Source organism: Variovorax sp. LjRoot130 (assembly GCF_964253755.1).
Lineage (GTDB): Bacteria > Pseudomonadota > Gammaproteobacteria > Burkholderiales > Burkholderiaceae_C > Variovorax.
This window is the reverse complement of record NZ_CAXURM020000001.1, coordinates 981974-1003501: the sequence shown is the minus strand read 5'-3', so window position 1 is coordinate 1003501 and position 21528 is coordinate 981974. Positions and strand designations below refer to the sequence as shown.

23 protein-coding genes and 1 tRNA gene are annotated in these 21528 nt (G+C 67.2%); 12 read left to right on the top strand and 12 right to left on the bottom strand.

Annotated features, from left to right (window positions below):
* Positions 1 to 20 precede the first annotated feature (20 nt).
* From thiD to ACSQ86_RS05030, 3 genes are all read left to right on the top strand, one after another.
* Positions 21 to 980 carry a bifunctional hydroxymethylpyrimidine kinase/phosphomethylpyrimidine kinase gene (gene thiD, locus ACSQ86_RS05040; RefSeq protein WP_093109553.1) on the top strand — a complete coding sequence of 320 codons (960 nt, stop codon included), beginning with the start codon at positions 21 to 23 and terminating at the stop codon, positions 978 to 980.
* Positions 980 to 2275 (top strand): glutamate-1-semialdehyde 2,1-aminomutase, encoded by a 1296-nt coding sequence (hemL, locus tag ACSQ86_RS05035; protein WP_436302892.1) that lies wholly within the window; start codon positions 980 to 982, stop codon positions 2273 to 2275. The genes thiD and hemL overlap by 1 nt, the downstream gene beginning before the upstream one ends.
* A 241-nt stretch (positions 2276 to 2516) precedes the next feature.
* Complete coding sequence (locus tag ACSQ86_RS05030) at positions 2517 to 2732, top strand: hypothetical protein (protein ID WP_436302890.1); 216 nt, start codon at positions 2517 to 2519, stop codon at positions 2730 to 2732.
* 136 nt (positions 2733 to 2868) lie between these two features.
* On the opposite strand, the gene ACSQ86_RS05025 is transcribed toward ACSQ86_RS05030, so the two are convergent.
* The 4 genes from ACSQ86_RS05025 to dusB all read right to left on the bottom strand — a co-directional run bounded on the left by ACSQ86_RS05025 (position 2869) and on the right by dusB (position 6971).
* Positions 2869 to 3966: an IS5 family transposase gene (locus ACSQ86_RS05025; protein WP_436308556.1), complete on the bottom strand. Its 1098-nt coding sequence runs from the start codon at positions 3964 to 3966 to the stop codon at positions 2869 to 2871.
* Between the two features lie 105 nt (positions 3967 to 4071).
* A complete protein-coding gene (purH, locus tag ACSQ86_RS05020; protein ID WP_093109551.1) occupies positions 4072 to 5643 on the bottom strand; it encodes a bifunctional phosphoribosylaminoimidazolecarboxamide formyltransferase/IMP cyclohydrolase in 1572 nt (523 codons plus the stop codon).
* Positions 5644 to 5649: 6 nt separating this feature from the next.
* On the bottom strand, positions 5650 to 5886 hold the full coding sequence (locus tag ACSQ86_RS05015) for a Fis family transcriptional regulator (RefSeq protein ID WP_028259705.1): 237 nt from the start codon (positions 5884 to 5886) through the stop codon (positions 5650 to 5652).
* Between the two features lie 29 nt (positions 5887 to 5915).
* Positions 5916 to 6971 (bottom strand): tRNA dihydrouridine synthase DusB, encoded by a 1056-nt coding sequence (gene dusB, locus ACSQ86_RS05010; protein WP_436293759.1) that lies wholly within the window; start codon positions 6969 to 6971, stop codon positions 5916 to 5918.
* A gap of 168 nt (positions 6972 to 7139) precedes the next feature.
* Here dusB and ACSQ86_RS05005 point away from each other — a divergent pair, with 168 nt between their 5' ends.
* Complete coding sequence (locus ACSQ86_RS05005) at positions 7140 to 7610, top strand: YqaA family protein (RefSeq protein ID WP_093109550.1); 471 nt, start codon at positions 7140 to 7142, stop codon at positions 7608 to 7610.
* Positions 7611 to 7623: 13 nt separating this feature from the next.
* Here the strand turns inward: ACSQ86_RS05005 and ACSQ86_RS05000 are convergent, their stop codons facing one another.
* From ACSQ86_RS05000 to ACSQ86_RS04990, 3 genes are read right to left on the bottom strand one after another with little or no spacing between them, the layout of a single operon-like run.
* Positions 7624 to 8298 (bottom strand): glutathione S-transferase, encoded by a 675-nt coding sequence (locus ACSQ86_RS05000; RefSeq protein WP_436302888.1) that lies wholly within the window; start codon positions 8296 to 8298, stop codon positions 7624 to 7626.
* Between the two features lie 22 nt (positions 8299 to 8320).
* The gene (ychF, locus tag ACSQ86_RS04995) at positions 8321 to 9412 is read right to left on the bottom strand and encodes a redox-regulated ATPase YchF (protein ID WP_093109548.1); all 1092 of its coding nucleotides are present in this window, start codon (positions 9410 to 9412) and stop codon (positions 8321 to 8323) included.
* A gap of 56 nt (positions 9413 to 9468) precedes the next feature.
* Positions 9469 to 10350, bottom strand: coding sequence for an MOSC domain-containing protein (locus ACSQ86_RS04990; RefSeq protein WP_093109547.1), 882 nt, complete (start codon positions 10348 to 10350; stop codon positions 9469 to 9471).
* 77 nt (positions 10351 to 10427) lie between these two features.
* Between ACSQ86_RS04990 and ACSQ86_RS04985 the strand changes: the two genes are divergently transcribed.
* Genes ACSQ86_RS04985 through ACSQ86_RS04970 form a run of 4 tightly spaced genes read left to right on the top strand, consistent with a single transcriptional unit; the run spans position 10428 to position 14878 of the window.
* Positions 10428 to 11537, top strand: coding sequence for an FAD-dependent monooxygenase (locus tag ACSQ86_RS04985; protein WP_436308555.1), 1110 nt, complete (start codon positions 10428 to 10430; stop codon positions 11535 to 11537).
* A gap of 23 nt (positions 11538 to 11560) precedes the next feature.
* The gene (locus ACSQ86_RS04980; RefSeq protein WP_436302886.1) at positions 11561 to 12271 is read left to right on the top strand and encodes a DsbC family protein; all 711 of its coding nucleotides are present in this window, start codon (positions 11561 to 11563) and stop codon (positions 12269 to 12271) included.
* Positions 12271 to 14064 (top strand): M61 family metallopeptidase, encoded by a 1794-nt coding sequence (locus ACSQ86_RS04975; RefSeq protein ID WP_436308554.1) that lies wholly within the window; start codon positions 12271 to 12273, stop codon positions 14062 to 14064. The genes ACSQ86_RS04980 and ACSQ86_RS04975 overlap by 1 nt, the downstream gene beginning before the upstream one ends.
* A 34-nt stretch (positions 14065 to 14098) precedes the next feature.
* Complete coding sequence (locus ACSQ86_RS04970) at positions 14099 to 14878, top strand: enoyl-CoA hydratase (RefSeq protein ID WP_436302884.1); 780 nt, start codon at positions 14099 to 14101, stop codon at positions 14876 to 14878.
* 7 nt (positions 14879 to 14885) lie between these two features.
* On the opposite strand, the gene ACSQ86_RS04965 is transcribed toward ACSQ86_RS04970, so the two are convergent.
* Positions 14886 to 16058 (bottom strand): hypothetical protein, encoded by a 1173-nt coding sequence (locus ACSQ86_RS04965; RefSeq protein WP_436302883.1) that lies wholly within the window; start codon positions 16056 to 16058, stop codon positions 14886 to 14888.
* Positions 16055 to 16723, bottom strand: coding sequence for a sigma-70 family RNA polymerase sigma factor (locus ACSQ86_RS04960; RefSeq protein WP_436302882.1), 669 nt, complete (start codon positions 16721 to 16723; stop codon positions 16055 to 16057). The genes ACSQ86_RS04965 and ACSQ86_RS04960 overlap by 4 nt, the downstream gene beginning before the upstream one ends.
* Before the next feature lie 136 nt (positions 16724 to 16859).
* On the opposite strand from ACSQ86_RS04960, the gene ACSQ86_RS04955 reads away from it, so the two are divergent.
* The 3 genes from ACSQ86_RS04955 to ACSQ86_RS04945 all read left to right on the top strand — a co-directional run bounded on the left by ACSQ86_RS04955 (position 16860) and on the right by ACSQ86_RS04945 (position 18806).
* The gene (locus ACSQ86_RS04955; protein WP_436308553.1) at positions 16860 to 18401 is read left to right on the top strand and encodes a VWA domain-containing protein; all 1542 of its coding nucleotides are present in this window, start codon (positions 16860 to 16862) and stop codon (positions 18399 to 18401) included.
* A gap of 31 nt (positions 18402 to 18432) precedes the next feature.
* Positions 18433 to 18509: transfer RNA gene (locus ACSQ86_RS04950), tRNA-Met, on the top strand.
* 114 nt (positions 18510 to 18623) lie between these two features.
* Positions 18624 to 18806 (top strand): DUF3606 domain-containing protein, encoded by a 183-nt coding sequence (locus tag ACSQ86_RS04945; protein WP_093109539.1) that lies wholly within the window; start codon positions 18624 to 18626, stop codon positions 18804 to 18806.
* 8 nt (positions 18807 to 18814) lie between these two features.
* On the opposite strand, the gene ACSQ86_RS04940 is transcribed toward ACSQ86_RS04945, so the two are convergent.
* Complete coding sequence (locus ACSQ86_RS04940; protein WP_436302880.1) at positions 18815 to 19030, bottom strand: hypothetical protein; 216 nt, start codon at positions 19028 to 19030, stop codon at positions 18815 to 18817.
* Positions 19031 to 19193: 163 nt separating this feature from the next.
* Between ACSQ86_RS04940 and ACSQ86_RS04935 the strand changes: the two genes are divergently transcribed.
* Positions 19194 to 19385 (top strand): hypothetical protein, encoded by a 192-nt coding sequence (locus ACSQ86_RS04935; RefSeq protein WP_139191730.1) that lies wholly within the window; start codon positions 19194 to 19196, stop codon positions 19383 to 19385.
* On the opposite strand, the gene ACSQ86_RS04930 is transcribed toward ACSQ86_RS04935, so the two are convergent.
* Entirely contained in the window at positions 19379 to 20590 is a 1212-nt protein-coding gene (locus tag ACSQ86_RS04930) for a glycosyltransferase (protein WP_436308552.1), read from the bottom strand. The two genes, ACSQ86_RS04935 and ACSQ86_RS04930, sit on opposite strands and share 7 nt — an antisense overlap.
* Positions 20587 to 21465: a UDP-2,3-diacylglucosamine diphosphatase gene (locus tag ACSQ86_RS04925; protein ID WP_436293769.1), complete on the bottom strand. Its 879-nt coding sequence runs from the start codon at positions 21463 to 21465 to the stop codon at positions 20587 to 20589. Before ACSQ86_RS04925 ends, ACSQ86_RS04930 begins: the two co-directional genes overlap by 4 nt.
* Between the last annotated feature and the right edge of the window lie 63 nt (positions 21466 to 21528).

Here is a 21528-nt window from a genome sequence, read left to right as displayed (position 1 = left end):
TCTGGTGAGCCCTGTGGCGTATGACAACTTTCCTACTACCACCAGAGCACGACCGCAAAGTGAGCGATCTTACCGACCCCCCGAACGATGAAACCGCCGAAAGCGAGTTGAATCCGCCGTGCGTGCTGGTCTTCAACGCGAGCGATCCGAGCGGAGCCGGCGGCCTGGGCTGCGATGCCCTGGCCATGGCATCAGTCGGCGCCCACATGCTGCCGGTCGTGACCGGCGCCTACGCGCGCGACACCGCTGAAATTTTCGATCACTTCACCTTCGATGAGGAGGCCGTCGCCGAACAGGCGCGTGCCATTCTCGAAGACGTGGAGGTCCAGCTCATCAAGGTGGGCTTCGTCGGCTCGCCCGAGAACCTCAGCACCGTGGCCGAGACCGCGACCGACTATCCCGAAGTGCCGGTGGTCGCCTACATGCCCAACCTCTCCTGGTGGGAAGACACGCAGATCGAGGCCTATCTCGATGCGTTTCGCGAGCTCGTGCTGCCGCAGACGACCGTGCTGGTCGGCAACCACAGCACGTTGTGGCGATGGCTGCTGCCGGACTGGGCCGGCGAGCGCCCGCCCACCGCGCGCGACATCGCCAAGGCGGCCGGCGAAGTCGGCGTGCCCTACACGCTGGTGACCGGGCTGGTCCTACCCGATCAGTTCATCGACAACGTGCTGGCATCGCCGCAGTCGGTGCTAGCGAGCGAGAAGTACGAGCGCCTCGATGCCGTGTTCGCCGGCGCGGGCGACACGCTCTCCGCCGCGCTGGCCGCGCTGCTCGCCAGCGGCACCGACCTGGTCGCGGCCACCACCGAAGCGCTGAGCTACATGGACCGCTGTCTCGATGCCGGCTTCCGCCCCGGCATGGGCCACGTGCTGCCCGACCGCCTGTTCTGGGCCCAGCCCGAGGACGACGAAGACAACGACGACGATCCCGCCTCTCCCACTGACTTTGCCCTGCCTCCACACGACACTCGCCACTGATGCCACACGCCACCGACAAGAACGACATCCTCTTCGAGCGCGCCCGCGCCGTGATTCCAGGCGGGGTCAACTCGCCCGTGCGCGCCTTCAGGGCCGTCGGCGGTACGCCGCGCTTTGTCAAGCGCGCGCAGGGCGCCTACTTCTGGGATGCCGCGGACCAGCGCTACATCGACTACATCGGCTCCTGGGGACCGATGATCCTGGGCCACGGCCATCCCGCAGTGGTCGATGCGGTACAGCGCGCCGTGACAGAGGGCTTCTCCTTCGGCGCACCGACCGAGCGCGAGATCGAACTCGCCGAAGCCATCCTGGCACTCGTGCCGTCGATGGAGATGGTGCGCCTCGTGAGCTCCGGCACCGAAGCCGCGATGAGCGCGCTGCGCCTGGCGCGCGGCGCGACCGGGCGCAAGTACATCATCAAGTTCGAAGGCTGCTACCACGGTCACGCCGATGCGCTGCTGGTCAAGGCCGGCTCGGGCCTCGCGACCTTCGGCAACCCGACCTCGGCCGGCGTGCCGCCCGAGGTGGTGCAGCACACGCTGGTCCTCGAATACAACAACCTCGCGCAGCTCGAGGAAGCCTTCACGCTGCATGGCCACGAGATCGCCTGCCTGATGATCGAGGCGATCGCCGGCAACATGAACTTCGTGCGCGCGAGCGCCGCCTTCGCCCAGCGCTGCCGCGAGCTCTGCACGAAGCACGGCGCGCTGCTGGTGTTCGACGAGGTCATGACCGGCTTCCGCGTCGGCCTGCAGGGCGCCCAGGGCGTGCTGGGCATCACGCCCGACCTCACGGTGCTGGGCAAGGTGATCGGCGGCGGCATGCCGCTCGCGGCCTTCGGCGGGCCGCGCGCGATCATGGAGCAGCTCGCGCCGCTCGGGCCCGTGTACCAGGCCGGCACGCTCTCCGGCAACCCGGTGGCCACGGCCTGCGGCCTCGCGACATTGAAGGAAGTGGCCAGGCCCGGCTTCTTCGACGCGCTGTCACACAAGACCCGTACGCTGGTCGACGGGCTGAAGTCGGCCGCCGCGGCGGAAGGCATCGCCTTCAGCGCCGACAGCGAAGGCGGCATGTTCGGCTTCTTCCTGCTTGATGCGCTGCCGCAGAACTACGGCACGGTCATGACCACCGACAACACGAAATTCAATGCCCTGTTCCACGGCCTGCTCGAACGCGGCGTCTACATAGCGCCGGCGCTGTACGAGGCCGGCTTCGTGAGCGCGGCCCACAGCGACGAAGACATTGCCGCAACCGTCGAGGCGGCGCGCCAAATCTTCAAGACGCTGCGCGCATGAGACTCCGCAGCTTGCTGCCCTGGCTGGTCCTCGCGCCCGGCCTGGCCTTCGCGCAGGCCGATATCGGCAAGGCCTGATTCAACGCCGGCTTCTACTCCCATCACTTCGACCGCGACAAGGGGCCGGCGGACGGCAACCCGGCCTCGGCATCGAATGGCCGCTCGACGAGACCTACTCGCTCACCGCCGGCCTGTTCCGCAACAGCGACCGCGAGCGCTCGCGTTACGTCGGGCTATACGTCATGCCCTTCGAGTTCCATGGCGTGAAGTTCGGCGCCGTGGTCGGCGCCTTCGACGGCTACCCGCGGTCCAACAACGGCGGTTGGTTTCCGGCGCTGATCCCGCCCGCGGCCATCGAAGGCAAGAACTGGGGGCTCAACATCGCCATCGTTCCCAACATCAGGAACCGCCTCTACGGCGCGATGAGCTTCCAGCTCAAGTACCGCTTCGGAGCCTAGCAGGCTGCTGAAGTACCAAGCGCGCCCAAGGCATCCTGCGCACTGAAGAAGGCGATTGGGTGATTTCGACGCTCCAGGCTCGCTGCCGTCGCCGTTTTCCCGCTTCGAGGGCCCGTTTTCGGCTCTCGTTGACCCGCTACGAGGCCAACGGACGGACTTGTGCCAAGGTCCGCATGCGCACGAGGTTGTAGGCGGCCATCGTCAGCACGAACAACTGGTCGACCTTCTTGATGCCGCGAACCATCACCTGCCGGATGGGGCCGACGAACTTGGCCCAGCCGAAGCCCTGCTCGATGAGCTTTCGCTTGCGCTGCGAGATCGCATAGCCCTCGCTCTGGGCGATCTCGTCGGCCACCGCCGAGCGACGCCCCGATTTGTTCTGTGCCACATGCGGCGTGACCTTCATGCGATGCAGCGCCTCGATGAACTCGGCCGCGTCATAGCCCTTGTCGGCGCCCAGCGTGACCTCGGTATCCGGACTCGCGGTGGCTTGGCGTGCGTCCCTGATCATGGCCTTGGCCGCTTCACGTTCGGCAAAGCCGTCGGCCTGCGTGACCATGGCGTTGACGACCAGGCCGTGACGGTTGTCGGTGAGTGTGTGCCCCATGTAGCGCAACTCGCTGGCAGTCTTGCCCTTGCGGTACAGCCTCGAATCGGGATCGCTCTTCGACTCGTGCGTTTCGTTGCTGCGTCGCTGCCCCTTGAAGTCCCCGCCACTGCCGCCATCGTCGTCACCGTCCTTGCGAACGAAGCTCTTGTGTCCGGCCCAGGCCTGGATCAGCGTGCCATCGACGCTGAAGTGCTCACCCGACAACCAATCCTTGTTCTCGGCCGTCTCCAGCACTTCGTTGAAGAAGGCGACCACCGCATCGTGCTCGATCAGGCGCTGGCGGTTCTTGCTGAACACCGTCGGCACCCACACCGCGTCGTCCATCGCCAAGCCGATGAACCAACGAAACAGCATGTTGTATTGCGTCTGCTCCATGAGCTGGCGCTCCGAGCGGATGCTGAACAGGATCTGCAACAGCATCGCCCGCAGCAGCTTCTCCGGCGCGATGCTCGGGCGGCCGCCCTTGATGTCGGCCTCGTACATCCGAGAGAACAACTCGTCCATCTTGGACAGCGCCTCATTGACCATCACCCGGATGCGGCGCAGCGGATGGTCGGCGGGAACGAAGTCGTCCAGCCGTCTCATGGTGAACAAACCTTCGGTGAATGTGTCAGGGCCGCGCATCGCAGGGGGTTTCGTGGGTCTGCAAAGACAACGCCCCAGGCTCACTGACGGGGGACTTTCGAATGAGGTATTTCAGCAGCCTGCTAGGGCCTGCTAACAGGCCCTCTAGTGCCTGAAATGGCGCACGCCTGACAGCACCATGACCACGCCGCGTTCGTCCGCGGCATCGATCACCTCCTGATCGCGCATCGAGCCGCCGGGCTGGATCACGCAACTCGCGCCGGCATCGACCACCACGTCGAGCCCGTCTCGGAACGGAAAGAAGGCGTCGCTCGCGACCGCCGTGCCTTGCAGCGACAAGCCCGCGTGCTGCGCCTTGATGCTCGCGATGCGCGCCGAATCGAGCCGGCTCATCTGGCCGGCGCCGACACCCATGGTCATGCCGTCGGCGCAGAACACGATCGCGTTGCTCTTGACGAACTTCGCGACCTTCCATGCGAACAGAAGATCCTGCAGCTGCTGCGGCGTGGGTTGCTTCTTGCTCACCACCTTGAGCTCGTCGATCGAGAGCTCGCGGTTGTCGGCGGTCTGCATCAGGAGGCCAGAACCGATGCGCTTCACGTCCACCGCGTTGCGGCCGTTGTCCCAGTCGCTGGTGCCGCCCGGCGGCAGCGCGATCTCCAGGATGCGCACATTGACCTTGCTCTTGAACACCTCGAGCGCCTCCGGCGCATAGCCCGGCGCCATCAGCACTTCGACGAACTGCTTGCTCACAGCTTCGGCCGCGGCACGGTCCACCGGCCGGTTGAAGGCGATGATGCCGCCGAAGGCCGAGGTCGGATCCGTCTTGAAGGCCTTGGCGTAAGCCTCGTGTGCATCCTTGCCCACGGCAACGCCGCACGGGTTGGCATGCTTGACGATCACGCATGCCGGCGTGTCGAAGCTCTTCACGCACTCCCAGGCGGCATCGGCATCGGCGATGTTGTTGTAGCTGAGCTCCTTGCCCTGCAGCTGCTTGGCCGTGACCAGCGAACCGGGCGCGGGGTACAGGTCGCGGTAGAACGCGGCCTGCTGGTGCGGGTTCTCGCCGTAGCGCAGGTCCTGCAGCTTGATGAAGCGGCCGTTGCTCTGCGCAGGGAAGAGCGCATGGCTGCCGTCGCCCTGAATGCCCGAGAGGTAGTCGCTGATCGCGCCGTCGTACTGACTGATGCGGTTGAAGGCGGCGACGGAGAAGGCGAACCTGGTCTTGTCGCTGAGCTTGCCGTCGGCCTTGAGCTCGGCCAGTGCCTGCGGGTATTGCGCCGCGTCGGTCAGCACGCCGACGTCCTTCCAGTTCTTCGCCGCGCTGCGCACCATGGCCGGGCCGCCGATGTCGATGTTCTCGATCGCGTCCTCCAAGGTGCAGCCGGGCTTGGCCACCGTGGCTTCGAAGGGATAGAGGTTGACCACCAGCAGGTCGATGGTGTCGATGCCGTGCGCCTTCAGCGCCGCCATGTGCGCCGGCACGTCGCGCCGCGCCAGCAGGCCGCCATGCACCTTGGGATGCAGCGTCTTCACGCGGCCGTCGAGCATCTCGGGAAAGCCGGTGAGCTCGGCCACTTCGGTCACCGGCAGGCCGGCATCGGCCAGCAGCTTGGCGGTGCCGCCGGTCGAGAACAGGCGGATGTCCAGCGCGTGGAGCGCCTGCGCGAATTCGAGGATGCCGGTCTTGTCGGAAACGGAAATCAGTGCATTCATCAAGGACTACTTCAGGAGTTTGTGTTCGACCAGCTTTTTTCGAAGCGTATTGCGATTCAGGCCCAACCACTGCGCGGCCTTGGACTGGTTGCCTTCGGCCCGCGTCATCACGACGTCGAGCAAGGGTTTCTCCACCACGCGCACCAGCATCTCGTACATGCCGTCGGGTTCGGTGCCGCGCAGGTCACGGAAATAACTGTCCAGACTGTTGCGCACGCAGTCTTCGATATGTTTCTTGCTCATGGCCCTCTTCTCTTCTTCTGTTCTTCAATTCATGCAGGCACTTCGGCTGCCTGCTCATCCCTTTGCGCTTGCGCGTCATCGGCGACCGGAATGCGATCCATCCGTGCGGCCAGCGTGTCGAAAAAATCGGCCACCGCGGCGAGTTGCGCGTCGCAGTCCTCGATGGTGTTCATCCGGCCCCTGAATTCCTCGCCGCCGGGCAGCGTGCGGACGTACCAGCCGATGTGTTTGCGCGCGGTGCGAACACCGCTGTAGTCGCCATAGAGCGCGTAGTGCTGCTGCAGATGGTCGAGCATGAGGCGGCGCACCTCGGCCACGAGCGGCGGCGCGAGCTGCGTTCCGGTCGCGAGGAAGTGCGCGATCTCGCGAAAGATCCACGGCCGTCCCTGCGCGGCACGGCCCACCATCACGGCGTCGGCGCCAGTGAGTGCGAACACTTCACGCGCTTTCTCGGGCGAGTCGACGTCGCCGTTGGCGACCACCGGCACGCGCACGGCCGCCTTGACGGCCGCAATGGTGTCGTATTCGGCCTGGCCCTTGTAGCCCTGCTCGCGCGTGCGGCCGTGCACCGTGAGCATCTGCACGCCGGCCGCTTCGAAGCGGCGCGCCAGCGCCACCGCGTTGCGATGGTCTTCGCTCCAGCCGGTGCGCATCTTGAGCGTGACCGGGACCTTGTGCGGCATCGCAGCACGGACCACCGCCTCGACGATCTCGAGCGCCAGCGGCTCGTCGCGCATCAGCGCCGACCCGGCCCACTTGTTGCAGACCTTCTTGGCCGGGCAGCCCATATTGATGTCGATGATCTGGGCGCCGCGCTCGATGTTGTATTGCGCCGCCTCGGCCATCATGGCTGCATCGGTGCCGGCGATCTGCACCGCAATGGGGCCCGGTTCGCCATCGTGGTTCGCGCGGCGCGAGGTCTTGAGCGAACCCCACAGCTCCTTGCGCGAAGTGACCATCTCGCTCACCGCGTAGCCCGCACCGAGTTCGCGGCACAGCATGCGGAAGGGCCGGTCGGTGACGCCCGCCATGGGCGCAACGAACAGCCGGTTTTCCAGCGCGATGTTGCCGATCTGCAGGGTCATGGAGGGAAAGTTGGCACGCGCCTGGCTGCTGAAAAATGAGGCACGATTGTAGCGGCGCGAAGCGAGAGGCGCTGAAACGATTTGCGATTTCATCGAGTTTCATCGCGCACGCGGACAGCGTATACGCCGACGCTGCATAACACCGCGCCTTTCTATACTCCGGCGCACATGCAAGCCTGGCTCGACTCACTCTTTGCGCTTCTTGCGCTGCCGCAATTCGGGCTCAGCACCCTCTTCGTTGCTGCCTTCGTGTCGGCGACCCTGTTGCCGGTCGGCTCCGAGCCGGTGCTGTTCGGACTGCTCAAGCTCAATCCCGAAATGTTCTGGTCCGCGGTCGGCGTCGCGACGATCGGCAACACCTTGGGCGGCATCGTGGACTGGTGGATCGGCTACGGCGCACACAAGGTGGCCGACAAGTATTCGCACTCCAAGCACCATCTGCGTGTGCTCGGCTGGCTGGAACACCTGGGGCCCAAGGCTTGTCTGCTGGCCTGGCTGCCGATCGTCGGCGATCCGCTCTGCGCGGTCGCGGGCTGGCTCCGGCTCTCGTTCTGGCCTTGCGTGATCTACATGGCGATCGGCAAGTTCGCGCGCTATGTCACGATGACGATTGCCCTTCTCTACATCTGGCCAAATTGAGGCGGCCACGCCATCAGGTCAAGAGCCCGTACGGCCCGCCACGCTCGAGCGCGCGCATGTAGGCCGGCCGCGTATGGATGCGCTCCAGATAAGCCATGAGCTTGGGCCGCGACGCATCGAGCCCGCCGCGCGCCAACGCGGCTTCCACCGGAAAACTCATCTGGATGTCGGCGCCCGAAAACGCATTGCCGGCAAACCATTTGCTCTTGCCGAGTTCGCCTTCCATGAAATCCAGATGGCTCTTGATGTTCGGCATGATGAAGGCGGCCTTGGCCTTGCCCGCGATCGCCTTCGCGATCGGCTTGGCGAAGAAGGGCATCTTCGCCTTCTCGATCTGGTCGAACATCAGCTTCAGCAGGAGCGGCGGCATCGCCGAGCCTTCGGCGTAGTGCAGCCAGTAGCGGTAGCGCAGCGCTTCGGTCGTGCCCGCCGCCGGCGCGAGGCGGCCATTGCCGTAGCGCTCAATCAGCGTCTCGACGACCGCACCCGACTCCGCGAGCGTGAGGCCTTCGTCGGTCGTCACCACCGGCGACTTGCCCAGCGGATGCACCGCGCGCAAGGTGGGCGGCGCGAGCATGGTCTTGGGATCGCGCTGATAGTGAACGATCTCGTAGGGGAGCTCGAGTTCTTCGAGCAGCCAGAGTACGCGTTGCGAACGGGAGTTGTTGAGGTGGTGGACTGTGATCATGGCGAGCTGAAGTGCGAACGGGTCAGGAGCTGAACAGGAAGTTCATCACATCCCCGTCCTTGACCACGTACTCCTTGCCTTCCGCCCGCATCTTCCCGGCATCCTTCGACCCCTGCTCGCCCTTGAAGGCGATGAAGTCGTTGAAGGCGATGGTCTGGGCGCGGATGTAGCCCTTCTCGAAATCGGTGTGGATCACGCCGGCCGCCTGCGGGCCGGTGTCGCCGACGTGGATGGTCCACGCGCGCACTTCCTTCACGCCGGCGGTGAAGTAGGTCTGCAGGCCCAGCAGCGTGTAAGCCGCGCGGATCAGGCGATTGAGGCCCGGCTCTTCCTGGCCGATCTCGGCAAGGAACATCTTCTTGTCTTCCTCGTCCATGTCGGCCAGCTCGGCTTCGATCTTGGCGCAGATGGCGACCACGGGCGCGTTCTGCGCGGCGGCGTATTCGCGCAGCCGGTCGAGGAAGGGGTTGTTCTCGAAGCCGTCCTCGGCCACGTTGCCGACGAACATCGCGGGCTTGGCGGTGATCAGCGAGAACTGCTTGATCAAGGGCTTGTCTTCCTTGCTGAACTCGATCGCGCGCACCGGCTTGTTCTCGTTCAGCGCGGCCTGGCATTTCTCCAGCAGCGCGACCAGCTTGATCGCCTCCTTGTCGCCCGAGCGCGCGGTCTTGGTGTGGCGGTGCAGCGCCTTCTCGACCGTGGCCAGGTCGGCCAGGCACAGCTCGGTCTGGATCACCTCGATGTCGGAGATGGGGTCGACCTTGCCCGCAACGTGGATCACGTTGTCGTCCTCGAAGCAGCGCACCACATTGACGATGGCGTCGGTTTCGCGGATGTGCGCGAGGAACTGGTTGCCCAGGCCTTCGCCCTTGCTGGCGCCGGCCACCAAGCCCGCGATGTCGACGAACTCGACGATGGCCGGCACGATGCGCTCGGGCTTCACGATCTCGCTCAACTGGGCGAGCCGCGGATCGGGCACTTCGACCACGCCGACGTTCGGCTCGATGGTGCAGAAAGGATAGTTCTCGGCCGCGATGCCTGCCTTGGTCAGCGCGTTGAAAAGGGTGGACTTGCCGACGTTGGGCAGGCCGACGATGCCGCACTGGAGACTCATGGCGGGGCTTTCAGAATGCTTTGGGGAACCGGGGATTTTAGGCGCCCGGCCTCGCTTCAGTCGAAGCGCAGGTTTGCGACTACCGTCTGGCCGCGCTTCAGCATGTGCTCCACGCCCTGCAGCACGATCGCATTCATGCCGAAGGTGATGGCGCCGTCGACGCGGGCGTCGGCGCGGTAGGTCCGCAGCATGTCGCCCACTTCGGGGCTGCTTTCGGCCGTGGCCGGGTCGATGTCGGGGATCGAGCAGCGCGAGCAGGGCTTCACCGGCCGAAGTTGCGCCTCGCCCTCGGCGGTCGCGATGTACAGCGTGTCGACGCGGTCCTCGTCGTGCGCCTCGATGCCGGCGAGCACGACGTTGGGGCGGAAGCGCTCGATCCCGACGGCGCCGTGGCCGGCCGCGGCCAGCCGCGCGTTGAGCTCGGCCAGCGAGCCCTCGCTGACCACCAGCAGCGGATAGCCGTCGGCGAACTGGTTGGGTGCCTCGATATCGCCGGTCCATTGGAGGCTCGACAGCCGCTGGTGCTCGGGATCGAAGCGCACCAAGCGCAGCTTCTGCGGCCGGCCCGGCTGCGAGAGGAAGTCGCTGAACCATTGGGCCGCGATGTCGCCCATGTCGTAGGCCGGCACCTCGTCCTTCCACACGCGCACGCGCACCGGCGCTTCGACGCGGTCGAAGGCGATGTGCAGCGCCAGCATGCCGGGTGCGCGCAGCACCATCTCGGAATGCTTCATCTGCGGCCGGATCAGCGCCATGCGCGGCAGCTGGCGCTGGGTGACGAACTCGCCGTTCTCGTCGACCACCATCCAGGCGCGGTCGAACTCCAGGCCGGTCTCGATCAGCAGCGCCTCGGGGAGCTCGACGCCGGCGCAGGACTTGATCGGGTAGACGAACAGGCGGGCGATGGTGGCTTGGAGGTCGAAGTCGGAGGCAGTCACGTGAAGGTCCTTGGGCTGAAGCCGGTGATTGTCCCGCACGACGCCCGCCGGGAAAGGCAGGCTCCTACAATGCCCCGATGGCTCTTCCACCCGAGGTTTGCATTCGCGGCGCCGGCATCGTCGGCCGCACGCTCGCGCTGCTTTTGGCGCGCGAACGCGTTCGCGTGGCGCTGGTGGCGCCGGCCGCGGCCCCCGCGGGGCAGGATGTGCGCGCCTACGCGCTCAATGCGGCCTCGAAGGCGCTGCTCGAATCGCTGCGTGGCTGGCCCGATGCGGCGCATGCCACGCCGGTGCGCGAGATGCTGGTCTACGGCGACGAAGGCGGCCGCGTGCAGTTCCATGCCGCGCGGCAGAAGGTCGAGGCGCTGGCCTGGATCGTCGATGTCCCCGCGCTCGAGCAGCAGTTGAGCGACGCGGTGCGCTTCCAGCCGCGCATCGAGATCGTCGCCGAGCCCGTGCCGGCGCCGCTGACGGTGGTCTGCGAAGGCCGCATCAGCGCCACGCGCGAAACATTGGGCGTGCGCTACGAAGTGACGCGCTATCCGCAACACGCGATCGCGGCGCGGCTCCAGGCCGAAGAGCCGCACGACGGCGCCGCGCGCCAATGGTTCAACGACAAGGGCGAAGTGTTCGCGCTGCTGCCGCTCGGCGACAGGCAGCTCGCGCTGGTGTGGTCGGTCGACCAGCTGCGCGCGCCGGCCCTGCTGGCACAGACGGCCGACGAGTTCAACACCGCGCTGCACGACGCCAGCCACGGTGCGCTCGGTGCGCTGCGGCTCACCAGCGAGCGCGCGGCCTGGCCGCTGCAGCGCGCCATCGCCGACCGCTGGACCGGCCAGTTCACCGACGGCAGTTCCTGGGCGCTCGCGGGCGATGCCGCGCATACGGTGCATCCGCTTGCAGGCCAGGGCTTGAACCTGGGTCTGGCCGATGCCGCAGCGTTGGCCAACGTGATCAAGGACCGCGACTACTGGCGCAGCGTGGGCGATGCCCGGCTGCTGCGCCGCTACGAGCGGGCCCGCCGCACCGACGTGCTCTCCATGAGCCTGGCCACCGACGGCCTGCAGCAACTCTTCGCGCACAGCGCCGATCCGTTGCCGGCGCTTCGCAACTGGGGCATGCGCGGCTTCGACCGCACGCGGCTCGTCAAGAACTGGATCGCGAAGCAGGCCATGGGCCTGCACTGAATTCCGCCGGAAGAAACAACACCATGAAATTCGCTCCTGCCCTTTTTGCCGCGCTGACTCTGGTCAGCACCCTGAGCGCCAGCGCCGGCGAGGCCGAGATCCGCCAGAACCTCGCTGCGCGCATTCCGCAGTTCGCGAAGATCGACGAGATCACCAAGTCGCCGATGCCCGGCCTCTACGAGGTGCGCATCAACGGCTTCGAGATCTACTACACCGACGAGCAGGGCAACTACCTGTTGCAGGGCAACCTGATCGACGTGAAGGCGCGCCGCAACCTCACCGAAGAGCGGGTCGAGAAACTCAGCGAGGTCGCTTTCGACAAACTGCCCGTGAAGGATGCCTTCAAGATCGTGCGCGGCAACGGCAAGCGCAAGCTGGCGGTGTTCGAGGATCCGAACTGCGGCTACTGCAAGCAGTTCGAGCGCGACCTGACCAAGGTCGACAACGTGACCATCCATCTCTTTCTCTATCCGGTGCTGGGGCCGGACTCGGTCGTGAAGTCGCGCAACATCTGGTGCGCCAAGGACAAGGCCCGTGCCTGGACCGACTGGATGGTGCGCGGCGTCGCGCCCGAGACCGCCGAATGCGACACCAGCGCGCTCAACCGCAACCGCGAGTTCGGCCAGAAATACAACATCACCGGCACGCCCACGCTGATCTTTAGCAACGGCACGCGCGCGCCGGGCGCGATCCCGGCCGAACAGGTCGAAAAACAACTCGCCGCTGCCAACTGATGGCGGCGCCGGCCATCCACTACCGCGTCGAATGCGCGGACCGCAACGCGCACCTGTTCGCCGTCACGCTGACCATCGAGCGGCCTGCCGCGCAGCAGCGCGTCGCATTGCCGGTCTGGATTCCGGGCAGCTACCTGGTGCGCGAATTCGCGAAGAACCTGCAGCAGTTGCAGGCATCGCAGGGTCGGCGCAAGCGGGCCCCGCAGCAACTCGACAAGCACAGCTGGCAGATCGATTGCGCGCCGGGCAAGCCCCTGGTGCTGCGCTACCAGGTCTGCGCCTACGACAACTCGGTGCGCACCGCGTGGCTCGATCGCGACCGCGGCTTCTTCAACGGAACCAGCCTGTGCCTTCGCGTCGAAGGCCAGACCGATGGGCCGCACGCGATCGAGGTGCTGGCGCCGCCGCTCTTGGCGCCGGGCGAGCGCTGGTCGTGCGCGACGGCGCTGAAGCCCGCCAAGGTCGACCGCCGGGGCTTCGGCAGCTACCTCGCCGCCGACTATGACGAGCTGGCCGACAGCCCGGTCGAGATGGGCATGTTCTGGAGCGCCGAGTTCGAGGCCTGCGGCGTGCCGCATCGCTTCGTGATCGCAGGCGCGCCCGCTTCTTTCGACGGCGAACGGCTGATCGCCGACACGCGTGCCATCTGCGAGACGCAGATGCGCTTCTGGCACGGCGACAAGGTCGGCAAGCGCGGCGGGTCCAAGCCGCCGCATGACCGCTACGTCTTCATGCTCAACGCGGTGGATGACGGCTACGGCGGCCTCGAGCACCGGCACTCGACGGCGCTGATCTGCACCCGCCGCGACCTGCCCCAGCTCGCCGTCAAGAAACAGCCCGAGGGCTACACCACGCTGCTCGGGCTGATCAGCCACGAGTACTTCCACACCTGGAACGTGAAGCGCCTGCGACCCGCCGAGTTCGCGCGCTACGACTACGGACAGGAGAACTACACCCACCTGCTGTGGCTGTTCGAGGGCTTCACCAGCTACTACGACGACCTGCTGCTGCGCCGCGCCGGCCGCATCGACGACACCGGCTACCTGCGCCTCGTCAACAAGACCATCAACCAAGTGCTGCAGGCGCCGGGCCGGCTGGTGCAGTCGGTGGCCGACGCGAGCTTCGATGCCTGGATCAAGTACTACCGGCAAGACGAGCAGACGGCCAACACCACGATCAGCTACTACACCAAGGGCGCGCTGGTGGCGCTGTGCTTCGACCTCACGCTGCGCGCCGAAGGCAAGGGCTCGCTCGACGAGGTGATGCGGCTCTTGTGGAAGAAAAGCAGCGGCGGACCGATCGACGAAGCCGCCTTCGCCGCCGCGCTCGAAGCCGTTGGTGGGCGCTCCTTCGTCGAGGAGATCGCGAGCTGGGTCCACTCGACCGAGGAACTGCCCCTGGCCGATCTGCTGCGCAGCCACGGCGTCGTCGCGCTCGAAGACCCTGCGCAGCGGGCGCAGGAACTCGGCCTGCGCGTGGCCGAGGCGAACGGCAGCGTGCAAGTCAAGATGGTGCTGCGCGGCGGCGCGGCCGAGCAGGCCGGCTTCTCGGCCAACGACGAATGGATCGGCATCGAGCTCGGCGCCTCCAAGGGCCACAAGGCGCAGGGCTGGCGGCTCGGCAAGCTCGATGACTTGGCGCTTTATCTCGGGCCGCTGAAGAAGATCACGGCACTCGTCGCGCGCGACCGGCGGCTGCTGCGCCTGCCGCTCACGCTGCCTGGCGACGTGACGACCTGGCGCCTCGCCGCGCAGGACCCGGCCAAATTGACGCGCTGGCTCGATCCGCAGTAAGACCTTCCCCTCTGTTCGTTTCAAGGAGACCCGCATGAGCTACGAGAACATCGAAGTCCGCACCGAGGCCGGCAAGGTCGGCATCGTGACGCTGAACCGCCCCAAGGCGCTGAACGCGCTCAACGATGCGCTGATGACCGAGCTCGGCAATGCGCTCAAGGCCTTCGACGCCGACGAGGCGATCGGCTGCATCATCGTCACCGGCAGCGAGCGTGCCTTCGCCGCGGGCGCCGACATCGGCGCCATGGCCACTTACAGCTTCACCGACGTCTACAAGGGCGACTACATCACGCGCAACTGGGAAACCATCCGCAGCGTGCGCAAGCCGGTGATCGCGGCCGTGAGCGGCTTCGCGCTCGGCGGCGGCTGCGAGCTCGCGATGATGTGCGACTTCATCATCGCGGCCGACAACGCGAAGTTCGGCCAGCCCGAGATCAAGCTCGGCGTGATCCCGGGCGCCGGCGGCACGCAGCGCCTGCCGCGCGCTGTGGGCAAGGCCAAGGCGATGGACATGGCCCTGACCGGCCGCATGATGGACGCCGCCGAGGCCGAGCGCTCCGGGCTGGTGAGCCGCGTCGTGCCCTACGACAAGCTCATGGACGAGGCGCTGGGCGCCGCGCTGGTGATCGCCGACTTCTCGCAGGTCGCGGTGATGGCGGCCAAGGAGTCGGTCAACCGCGCCTTCGAGAGCAGCCTCGCGGACGGCGTGATGTTCGAGCGCCGCCTGTTCCACGCGCTCTTCGCCACTGCCGACCAGAAGGAAGGCATGGACGCCTTCGTGAACAAGCGCAAGGCCGCGTTCAAGCACCAGTAAGGCGGCCTTAGCGCGGCGCTGCCGGCGGCGGCCCGGCCTCGGGTTGCGCTGCGGCCTCCGGCGCCTGCACCGCGTTGCGCAGGGCCTCGTTCAAGGCGGCCAGCGCCGGCGCCGACGGCGCGCCGGTGGCCGGCAGCGCACGGCCTTCGCGCCAGCGCACCTGGCCGCGCGCGACTTCGAACACCGCCAGCACCTCGCCGTTGCGTTCGAGCGAGATGCGCCATTCAGGCGTGGACACCAACGGCTGTCCGCCGACCGCCGTGATGGCGGCCGATCCCAGCAGCGCATTGAGATCGAGCGCTTCGGCGCGCGACAGGCTGCGGCTTGCGCCGCCGCGCTGTGCGATCGTGATGCGATTCCATTGCGAAAGCGCCGCGAAGGTGGGCGGCTCCGTCGCCTCGGTTCGCACAGTCGGAGACGCAGGGCGTGCCGCGCGTGCGGCACCGGCCGCATCGCCCGGTGCGACGAGCCCGGCCGGCGGGCTCGCCGGAGGCGCAAAGGCCTGTTTGGCCGCGGCTTCTTCTTCGCGACGGGCTCGGGCGGCGAGGGAATCCCGCGGCGCGGGACGTGCCGCCGCGTCAGCCGAAGGTTCGGCCGGCACGACGGGCGCGGCCGGGGCAGGCGGTGCGGACTGCGCAGCAGGTGCTTGGGGTGTTTCCTTCTTCTTGGACTCGGCTTCATCGGCCTGAGGGCGCGCCAGTGCCGGCGGCGGCGCGGGTGCTGCCGGTGCCTCCAGCACAGGTGCAGGCGGTGCCGATGACGGAACGGAAGCCGATTCGGTCGGCGGCGCAGGCTCGGTCGAAGCCGGCGGAGCGGGCACAGCAGGCGCGGCAGGTGCCTCGACGCGCGGCGCCTGCGCAGCGACCCTCGCCTCCCCGTCGGGCCGCGCGCCCGGCACCGGCTCGCGCTGCCAGAGCACGGTCACCAGCGTCGCGACCAGCACGGTGGCGAAAGCCGCGTTCCATGGCATGCGCGAGCCGCCGCCCAAGCCCACCAGGCGTTGCCACCACGGCCGCGCCTGCGGCTCCCGCGCGTGCGTGATGGAAGCCGGCGCTACGGCGTCGTGCGCCCGCTCCAGGATCGCCTTGCGCAGCCGCCAATGGGGCACCGAAGTGTGGTCCGGTGCATGCGCCAACGCGCGCCGCAGGGCGTCGTCTTGAAGATCGTTGTCCGTGCTCATGCCCGAAGCTCCAGCACCGACAGATAGCGCTCCATGCACCCGCGCAGCTTCTTCAAGCCATAGCGCAGCCGGCTGCGAACGGTCTCGAAGCCGACGCCGAGCGTGTCGGCCAGCGCTTCCACCGTGAAGCCGTCTTCGTGGTGCAGCAGGAAGGCGGCGCGCTGGTCGTCCGGCAACTCGTCGAGGCAGGCCAGCAGGCGGCGGCCAGCGGCGCGCCAGAACGCGAGCTCTTCGGCCGATGGGTGCGCGGCAGCGGAAGCCGTGCCGCCATCGCTCAGCAGGCCGCGGCTGAACAGCTGCGCGGCCTCGAGCCCGTCGCCGTCTTCGTCGTGGGCATAGAAGGACACCTCGCGGCCGCTCAGGCGCAGCCGGTCCATCGCCAGGTTGTGCGCGATCGTGAAGGCCCAGGTGCGCCAAGTCGCGCCCTGCGGCGAGAAGCTCTCACGCGCCGCGATGATGCGCATCCAGGTGTCCTGGAACACCTCGTCGACTTCGGCCGCGAGCCGCACGCCGAGCAGGCGCCGGACGAAGCGGAACAGCGCGCTTTCGTGGCGGGCATAGAGCGTGTCGAAGGCGCTTGCGTCGCCGCCTGCGTAGGCGAGCATCAGCTGATCGTCCGGCATGGCGTCGTGGAGGGCGGCGTTCGCAACAGAGGGGGCAAGCATCGGCAGATTTTCACCTCACGTTCTACGGACTGCGCCGCCGTTCGGGGTTAGCACCCCCTCAAAAAATATCGTCGGGACTTAACCCGACCGACGCCGCCCCGCCGTATCAGCCTGCATCCACAACCCGGAGCTGCTGATGACCACCCGCCTTTCCCTCCTTCGACGCCCGCTCGTCGCACTGCTGTGCGCCCAGCTTCTCTTGAGCGCCTGCAGCGCCACCGAACTCGCGCCCGGCGCCGCGCGCTGGCCCACGCCGGCGCCGCAGCCCGAACCCGCGAACTTCCCTTCGCCGCAGTGGCCGGGGAACGTGGTCACGCGCACGGTACCGAATTTCGAGGCGCCCTCGGCCACCCATTGCGCGAGGCCGGTGCAGACCTACGAGACGCCGGGCCGCACGGGGCAGGACGCACGGCGCGATGAGGCGCCCGCCGTTTACGGCGAGGCCCGCCCATCTCTGAGTCGCGAAGCCAAGTCGAAGCGTAGCGCGCCGGGCGAGGCGGCATCCGATGCCGCGGTCGCCATGCCGGCGCCTGCGGCTCCCGCTGCCGGCGCAGCCAGGGAGGCACTGGTCGCCGAAGCCGAGGCGCCGCGCTTTGCACCGCCGGCGCCCAGCGCGCAACCCATTCAACGCCCCCGGCCGCAACAGCAGGTGGTCAGCGCCGGCATGGTCGACGACAACGCCGACTTCTCGGCCTACCTTCAGTTCCGCCAGCGCACCCAGGTGGCGCATCGCGAGCGCGATGTGAGCGAGCGCTACCTGCTACAGGTGCGCAACGCACGCGGCATGGCCGTGCCCGATGCCGAGGTCGCGGTGCAGGCCGCGAACGGCGCCGCCATGTGGGCCCGCACCGACGCGGCCGGCCGCGCCTGGCTGCATCCCAACGCCTTCGATCCCTCGGGCAGCCAGGTGTACGAAGTGGCTGTGCGCAAGTACGGCCAGCAGGGCACGACCTTCCTGCGCCGCGGGCAGAAAAGCGCGGTCGATCTGGTGCTGAATACGGCCGCTGTCCCGCAGCGCGCGCCCCTGGACCTGGTCTTCCTGATCGATGCCACCGGTTCGATGGGCGACGAGATCGGCAAGCTCAAGAGCACGCTGCGCACCATCGCCAACGAGGTGGCGCAACTGCCGAGCCGGCCCGACACCTGCTTCGGGCTGGTGGCCTACCGCGACCGCGGCGACGCCTTCCTCGTGCGCCGGCACGACTTCACCAACGACCTGGGCGCTTTCCAGACGGTGCTCGATGCGCTGCAGGCCGCCGCCGGGGGCGACTACCCCGAGGCGATGAACGAGGCGCTGCACGAGACCGTGCACCGGCTGAGCTGGCGCGGCACCGGCGCGACCCGCCTGGTGGTGCTGCTGGCCGACGCGCCGCCGCACCTCGACTACGGCGGTCCGCAATACGACGACGACATGATGGCCGCGCTCGGCAAGGGCATCAAGGTGTTCAGCGTGGGCGCGAGCGGGCTCGACAAGCAGGGGGAGTACGTGCAGCGCCAGATCGCGCAGTACACCGGTGGCCGCTTCGTATTCCTGACCTACAGGGAGGCAAGCAACCCCGCCAGCGGGCCCGGCCGCGAGACGGTGCACGACGTGAGCAACTATTCGGTGCAGACGCTGGACCGGCTGATCGTGCGGCTGGTGACGGAGGAACTGGCGAAACTCCCGAAGGCCGGCTGAAGGCCGTAGAGCCGGCTATAATCTCGGGCTCGGCTCTTTAGCTCAGTCGGTTAGAGCGATGGAATCATAATCCACAGGTCCGCGGTTCGAGTCCGTGAAGAGCCACCAAACCTGCCACGAAAAGCCCGCTATCGCATCGGTAGCGGGCTTTTTTCATTGCCTTGCCAAGCGCCGCGCGCGAGCCTAAAAAGTCAGGCCGCACATCGCCTACGAGGAGTCGCCATGCCCGACGATCTGAGTCATTTCAAGCCGCTGGACCCCGGCCGGGTCAATGCCCTCGACCCCGTCGAGCTGCAGTACTGGTGCCAGCAGCTTCGCTGCAGCGAGACCGAGCTGCAGGACGCGCTGTCCAAGGTGGGCGACCACGTGACCGCGGTGCGCGATCGGCTGGCATCGCGCGAGTAGAGGCGCCCCTAGTTCTTGGGGCGCCAAGCGCTGAGGAATTCGGAGGTCTTGTCGTTCTGCCGCCGCGTCGCGCCAGCATCAGCCGAGGCGGACGAGGACGGCGAGGCGGAAGCATTGCCATTGCTGTCCTGAGGCTGCGCAGCGGGCGCACCGCTGCCCTTGCAGCCCGTCATGCACAGCACCAGCGTCGCCAGGCCGGCGACCGCAACCCACGATGTCTTCACAGTCAATTCCCTCGGTTTCGCCGTCCAGCCTGATGGCTGGCTTCGACGACCGTGAGCCTAACTGTTTTTGAAAACCAAAGCTCTAGTGTTCAGCACAAAAAGTCAGCGACAAGTACTACTTTTCTCACGTACATCGCACTCGCCTGTAGCCATAATGTGCTACATGAAACTCCGTGGCAATGATGCTCCAGACGAGCCAGAGGACGAGTCCGACTACTCCTCCCTTGCGCCGCTCAACCGGGCGCATCTGACGCACGAGCCGGTTCGCCGCGTGCCGACGTGGGCCGGCTTCGCGTGCGCCGTGGCATTGGGTGCGGCGGTGGTCGAGGCGCTCCGGCGCCTGCTCGGTCACTGAGCGCCGAGCGCCAGCCCCGAGATCGATTCTTCACCGCCGGCGGGTGCTTCGGCGCGTGTCAGGATGCCCTGCAGGATTCCCGGCAGCTCGAACACTGCGCGGTTGTGCATCTTGTGGGTCGCGGTGCGGTAGTTCTCCAGATCGGGGACCAGTTCGTCCACCGCGCCGGGCACCTTGGCATAGCTCGCGCATACCAGGCCTACCCCATGCTCGCGCACCCATTGGGCGTTGTAGCGCTCCTGCGGCAAGGTCCAGCTGTTGCACACCACGATCACCGGCAGATGCAGTTGCACCGCCTCGCTGACACTGCCCGGGCCGGGCTTGCCGATGAAGAAGTCGGCCAGTTGCATGTAGCGGGCGACGTCGGGCGTGAAACCCAGCACCAGCCGCGGCGCGCGCGCCGGTTGTGCGCGCAAGGCTTTGGCGAGCGCTTCGTTGTGGCCGCATGCCAGGATGAGCTGGGTATCGGGCAGGCGCTTCGCGATGCCGAGCATGGCCTTGGAGCCTTGCCCGCCGAAGAGCACCAGGCCGGTTGGGCGATCGGGGTCCAGCCCCAGGCGGCGGCGCTCGGCAGCCCGATCGACGGACTCTGTCTCGTAGAAGGCCGAACGGATCATCATTCCCGAGGTCGCATGGATGCGATCATCCGGGTAGCCCGCTTCACGTGCCTGCTGCACGGCGCGTTCCGAGCCGCAGACGAAATGCTGGTCCTGCCCTTTCTCGATCCAGAAGTGCGGCGGGTGATCGGCCAGATCGGTCAGCACCGTCACGTAGGGCACGCCCGGCAGCGCCGAGGCGACCGACTCGTAGAGCGGCCGGTTGAAGTTCGGAATCAACGACACCACCATGTCCGGCTCGGTCGCCAGCCAGTGCTGCTGCAGCGGGCGCACCAGCTTCGGCTTGGCCCAGCGAATCACGGCCTGCAGCACCTTGAGCTCGTGCGCCAGCCCGATCGTCCAGCCGCGCGCGAGCCGCTTGTTGTAGACGTCCTCCGGGTCCATGCCGGTTAGCTTGCGAAAGCTGTCCTTCGGATCCAGCACTTCGCGCAGATTGACCAGGCGCACGGCCCAGGGCAAGCCCTCGCGCTGGATGGCCGCCTCGAGCGCCAACGCGGAGGCACGGTGCCCGCCGCCGGCGTCGAAGTAGACGAGGTCGACGGTTCGCTGGGCCGGGTGGCGCGAGGAAGTCGATGGCGCGCGCGTCATGCGTGCGCCGGCTCGCGCCGGGAAGCGGCCCGCCCGGCCCGGGTCGCGACCGGCATGTGCTCTGCCCAGTGCAGGATTTCGAGCCTGCCGTCGGCATGCTCGGCCAGCGCCGTGAGGCTCTCGACCCAGTCGCCGTCGTTGGCGTAGAGGATGCCATCGATGTCGCGCAGCTCGGCATGGTGGATGTGCCCGCAGACCACGCCCTGCACGCCGCGCTTGCGGGCCTCGCGCGCCACCGCGTTCTCGAAATCGCCGACATAGCTGACCGCGCGCTTGACCTTCTGCTTCAGGTACTTGGACAGCGACCAGTAAGGCAACCCCAGGCGCGCACGCAGCGAGTTGAGATACCGGTTCAGCTTGAGCGTGAACTCGTAGAGCGAGTCTCCCACGTGGGCCAGCCACTTCGCGCACTGGATCACGCCATCGAACAGGTCGCCGTGCATGATCCAGAGCTTGCGGCCGTCAGCCGTCTCGTGGATCCATTCGTCGGCCACGTCGATGCCGCCGAAGTTGTGATGCAGGTACTTGCGCGCGAACTCGTCGTGGTTGCCCGGAATGAAGATCACGCGCGTGCCCTTGCGCGCCTTGCGCAGCAGCTTCTGGATCACATCGTTGTGCGGCTGCGGCCAGTACCAGTGGCGGCGCAGCTGCCAGCCGTCGATGATGTCGCCGACCAGGAACAGGGTCTCGCACTCGGTGTGCTTCAGGAAGTCGAGCAGCGCCTTCGCCTGGCAGCCGGGCGTGCCCAGGTGCAGGTCGGAAATCCAGAGGGTGCGATAGCGTTGGGGAGGACGCGTGACTTCCTCGTCTTCCGCGGAGGAGGACAGGTCGGCCGTGTTGCGCCATGCACTAAGAAAAGCGTCATCGCGTTGCATGGGTCGTCATCGTCGCCAGCGCGGATGACGGCGCCGTGGCGGCGCGGTGAAGCTTCAATGACA

Excerpts from the sequence above, each read along its gene's own strand:
- thiD (WP_093109553.1), top strand. The coding sequence starts at position 21 with ATGACAACTTTCCTACTACCACCAGAGCACGACCGCAAAGTGAGCGAT.
- hemL (WP_436302892.1), top strand. The coding sequence starts at position 980 with ATGCCACACGCCACCGACAAGAACGACATCCTCTTCGAGCGCGCCCGC.
- ACSQ86_RS05030 (WP_436302890.1), top strand. The coding sequence starts at position 2,517 with ATGCCCTTCGAGTTCCATGGCGTGAAGTTCGGCGCCGTGGTCGGCGCC.
- ACSQ86_RS05025 (WP_436308556.1), bottom strand. The coding sequence starts at position 3,966 with ATGCGCGGCCCTGACACATTCACCGAAGGTTTGTTCACCATGAGACGG.
- purH (WP_093109551.1), bottom strand. The coding sequence starts at position 5,643 with ATGAATGCACTGATTTCCGTTTCCGACAAGACCGGCATCCTCGAATTC.
- ACSQ86_RS05015 (WP_028259705.1), bottom strand. The coding sequence starts at position 5,886 with ATGAGCAAGAAACATATCGAAGACTGCGTGCGCAACAGTCTGGACAGT.
- dusB (WP_436293759.1), bottom strand. The coding sequence starts at position 6,971 with ATGACCCTGCAGATCGGCAACATCGCGCTGGAAAACCGGCTGTTCGTT.
- ACSQ86_RS05005 (WP_093109550.1), top strand. The coding sequence starts at position 7,140 with ATGCAAGCCTGGCTCGACTCACTCTTTGCGCTTCTTGCGCTGCCGCAA.
- ACSQ86_RS05000 (WP_436302888.1), bottom strand. The coding sequence starts at position 8,298 with ATGATCACAGTCCACCACCTCAACAACTCCCGTTCGCAACGCGTACTC.
- ychF (WP_093109548.1), bottom strand. The coding sequence starts at position 9,412 with ATGAGTCTCCAGTGCGGCATCGTCGGCCTGCCCAACGTCGGCAAGTCC.
- ACSQ86_RS04985 (WP_436308555.1), top strand. The coding sequence starts at position 10,428 with ATGGCTCTTCCACCCGAGGTTTGCATTCGCGGCGCCGGCATCGTCGGC.
- ACSQ86_RS04980 (WP_436302886.1), top strand. The coding sequence starts at position 11,561 with ATGAAATTCGCTCCTGCCCTTTTTGCCGCGCTGACTCTGGTCAGCACC.
- ACSQ86_RS04975 (WP_436308554.1), top strand. The coding sequence starts at position 12,271 with ATGGCGGCGCCGGCCATCCACTACCGCGTCGAATGCGCGGACCGCAAC.
- ACSQ86_RS04970 (WP_436302884.1), top strand. The coding sequence starts at position 14,099 with ATGAGCTACGAGAACATCGAAGTCCGCACCGAGGCCGGCAAGGTCGGC.
- ACSQ86_RS04965 (WP_436302883.1), bottom strand. The coding sequence starts at position 16,058 with ATGAGCACGGACAACGATCTTCAAGACGACGCCCTGCGGCGCGCGTTG.
- ACSQ86_RS04960 (WP_436302882.1), bottom strand. The coding sequence starts at position 16,723 with ATGCTTGCCCCCTCTGTTGCGAACGCCGCCCTCCACGACGCCATGCCG.
- ACSQ86_RS04955 (WP_436308553.1), top strand. The coding sequence starts at position 16,860 with ATGACCACCCGCCTTTCCCTCCTTCGACGCCCGCTCGTCGCACTGCTG.
- ACSQ86_RS04945 (WP_093109539.1), top strand. The coding sequence starts at position 18,624 with ATGCCCGACGATCTGAGTCATTTCAAGCCGCTGGACCCCGGCCGGGTC.
- ACSQ86_RS04935 (WP_139191730.1), top strand. The coding sequence starts at position 19,194 with ATGAAACTCCGTGGCAATGATGCTCCAGACGAGCCAGAGGACGAGTCC.
- ACSQ86_RS04930 (WP_436308552.1), bottom strand. The coding sequence starts at position 20,590 with ATGACGCGCGCGCCATCGACTTCCTCGCGCCACCCGGCCCAGCGAACC.
- ACSQ86_RS04925 (WP_436293769.1), bottom strand. The coding sequence starts at position 21,465 with ATGCAACGCGATGACGCTTTTCTTAGTGCATGGCGCAACACGGCCGAC.